Origin of the sequence: Mycobacterium sp. (assembly GCF_049281135.1) — a bacterium.
Classification (GTDB): Bacteria; Actinomycetota; Actinomycetes; order Mycobacteriales; family Mycobacteriaceae; genus Mycobacterium.
In genome coordinates, this window is sequence record NZ_JBAPRN010000595.1 from 1 (window position 1) to 3,050 (window position 3,050).

Below are 3,050 nucleotides of genomic sequence, written 5' to 3' on the forward strand. Positions count from 1 at the left end.
AACCGGCGCAGGGGCCGCCGCGAGCAGCTCCGCCGCCCGCGGGTCCTCCAGCCCGGCCACCGCCACCCGACCGCGCAGTACACCGGCCTTGGCCGCGGCGTAGTCGTCCATGGTGGCGTGCCAGTCCAGATGGTCTTCGGCGATGTTGAGCACCACCCCGGCCTCGGGTCGCAAGGACGGCGCCCAGTGCAGCTGAAAGCTGGACAGCTCGACGGCCAGCAGGTCGGCGGGCTCGCGCAGCACGTCCAGCACAGGGCTGCCGATGTTGCCGCACAGACGGCTGTCCAGGCCCGCGGCGATGAGCATGGCGTGCAGCATCGACGTGGTGGTGGTCTTGCCGTTGGTGCCCGTGACGGTCAGCCAGCGCCGCGGCCGTCCGTAGTGGCCGCCCTGGTCGAGCCGCCAGGCCAGCTCGACGTCGCCCCAGACCGGCACACCCGCGGCCGCGGCGGCGGCGGGCACCGGCGCGGTCGGCGGGAAACCGGGACTGGTGACCACCAGGTCGTAGTCAACGATGTGCTGGGCGGCGGTGGCCGAATCCTCGGTCGCCGTCCCGCTTTCGGCGAACTGCCGGCGGGTGGTCGGGTCGTCGTCACACAGTGTCGCCGTCGCGCCCAGCCTGCTCAGCGCCGCCAACACCGCACGGCCGGTCACGCCTCCTCCCGCGACCAGCACCGGCGCTCCGGCCGAGAGCGATTCGAGCGCGGGGTCGGGACTCATTGGCGCCGCTCCTCCCGACCTTCTCGGATCGCACTGCCCTGTTGATCGTCGCCGACGCGACTCATCTCATCTCAGCCGCCGCCGGTGGCGGCGAGCCATTCGCTGTAGAACAGCGCCACGCCCAGGCCGCAGCTGATCGCGGTGAGTAGCCAGAACCGGATGATCACCGTGGTTTCGGCCCAGCCGGCCAGCTCGAAATGGTGGTGGAATGGCGCCATCCGGAACACTCGGCGACCGGTCGTCCGGAAAGCCAGGATCTGCACCACCACCGAGACGATCTCGGCGACGAACAGCGAGCCGAGCACCACCGCGAGGATCTCGGTGCGGCTGGTCACCGAGATACCGGCGATGATTCCGCCCAGGGCCAGCGATCCGGTGTCGCCCATGAAGATCTTCGCCGGCGCGGCGTTCCACCACAGGAATCCGATGCAGGCACCCGCGGTCGAGGCAGCGATGATCGCCAGGTCCAACGGGTCGCGCACGTTGTAGCACCCCAAGCCGGGGGCGGTCGCGCACGCGTTGCGGTACTGCCAGAACGTGATCAGCACGTATGCAGCGGTGACCATCGCCATCGAGCCGGCGGCCAGGCCGTCCAGACCGTCGGTGAAGTTGACCGCGTTCGACCAGGCGCTGACGACGATCACGCAGAACAGCACGAAAAGCGCGGGCGCCAGTGTGACGGTGGCGATTTCGCGCACATAGGACAGGTCGGAGGTGCCCGGCGTCAGACCGGCGTCGTTGCGGAACTGCAGGACGAGAATGCCCACCAGCACGGCGGCGGTGATCTGCCCGACAGTCTTGGCGGTCTTGTTGAGCCCGAGGTTGCGGGCCCGGCGGATCTTGATCAGGTCGTCGACGAATCCGACGGCGCCCAGTGTGGTGGCCAGGAACAGCACCAGTAGACCCGACGCCGACGGGCCGTTGCCGTTGAACAGCAGGCCGGCCAGGTGGGTGCCGAGGTAGCCCGCCCAGATGCCGGCCAGAATCGCGACCCCTCCCATCGACGGCGTCCCGCGCTTGGTCTTGTGGCTGGGCGGGCCGTCCTCCCGGATCTCGTGGCCGAAGCCCTGCCGGTTGAACAGCCGGATCAGCATCGGGGTCAGCAGGATGGACACCGCCAGCGAGATGCCGACGGCGATGAGGATGTCGATCATCGGGTGTCGCCCCGCCCGTCGGCCGTCAGCGAGTCGGCCAATGCGCCCAGACCGGCGGCGTTGGAGGCCTTGACCAGCACCACGTCCCCAGGCTGCAGCTCAGCCCGCAGCAATGCCAGGGCGGCGTCGGCGTCGGCGGCGAGAGCGGCTTCTGGTTCTCCCTCTGAGCCCCGTGCTCCCTCCATGACCGCGCCGTGGTGCATGGCGCTCATAGACCTCCCTGTTCCGACGACAATGAGTCGAGACACATCTAATCGCACCGCCAGCCGGCCGATGCGGTCATGTTCGGATATCGCGTCGTCGCCGAGCTCAGCCATCTCGCCCAGCACCGCCCAGCTCCTGCGTTTTCCGACGGGGCCGCCCCCGGTGCCGGCCGAGATCCAGGCCAGTGCCTGCAGCCCGGCCCGCATCGAGTCCGGGTTGGCGTTGTAGGCGTCGTCGATCACCGTCACCCCATCGGCGCGGGTACTGACCCGCATCCGGTGACCCGACACCGGGCCCGCGTCGGCCAGCGCCGCGGCGACCTGCTCGAGGGTGGCTCCGCATTCCAGGGCGACGGCGGCCGCGCACAGCGCGTTGCTGACCTGATGGTCACCGTGCACGGCCAATGTGACGTCGACGACGTCGTCCGCTGAATGCAGGGCGAACTGTGGCCTGGCCAGTTCGTCGAGTGTCACCGGCCCGGCCCACACGTCGGTCTGGTGGTTCCGGCTGACCCGCACCACTCGGGCCGCGGTCACCTCGGCCATCGCCGCCACCGCCGGGTCGTCGACGTTGAGCACGGCCACTCCCGACCGCGGAACGGCCTGCGGCAGTTCGGATTTGGTTCTCGCGATCGCTTCGCGCGAGCCGAATTCGCCAAGGTGTGCGGTGCCGACGTTGAGCACCACGCCGATCGCCGGCGGAGCGATCGCGGCCAGCGCGGCGATGTTGCCGCGGTGACGCGCCGACAGCTCCAAGAGCAGGTAGTCGGTAGCGGCGGTGGCACGCAGCACGGTCCACGGGTGGCCGAGCTCGTTGTTGAACGAGCCCGGCGGCGCCACCACCTCCCCGAGCGGCGAGAGCACCGCGGCCAGAAGATCTTTCGTCGATGTCTTGCCCGAAGACCCGGTGATTCCGACGATCGTCAGGCCGCCGGCGACCAGCTCGGCGGCCACCGCGGCGGCGAGCTTGGCC

The 3,050-nt window shown here is 69.9% G+C and carries 3 protein-coding genes; all 3 read right to left on the bottom strand.

The annotated features are described in order from the left end of the window. On the bottom strand, window positions 1–720 hold a 720-nt coding region (gene murD / locus WAN02_RS23350; protein WP_422266838.1), incomplete at its 3' end, for a UDP-N-acetylmuramoyl-L-alanine--D-glutamate ligase. 71 nt (window positions 721–791) lie between these two features. Beyond that, window positions 792–1,874, bottom strand: coding sequence for a phospho-N-acetylmuramoyl-pentapeptide-transferase (gene mraY, locus WAN02_RS23355; protein ID WP_422266840.1), 1,083 nt, complete (start codon window positions 1,872–1,874; stop codon window positions 792–794). After that, window positions 1,871–3,050 (bottom strand): UDP-N-acetylmuramoyl-tripeptide--D-alanyl-D-alanine ligase (locus WAN02_RS23360; protein ID WP_422266842.1); only part of this gene is annotated, 1,180 nt, incomplete at its 5' end. The genes WAN02_RS23360 and mraY, both read right to left, overlap by 4 nt.

What these genes read in the sequence shown, in the direction of transcription:
- mraY (WP_422266840.1), bottom strand. Translation starts at nt 1,874, where the DNA reads ATGATCGACATCCTCATCGCCGTCGGCATCTCGCTGGCGGTGTCCATC.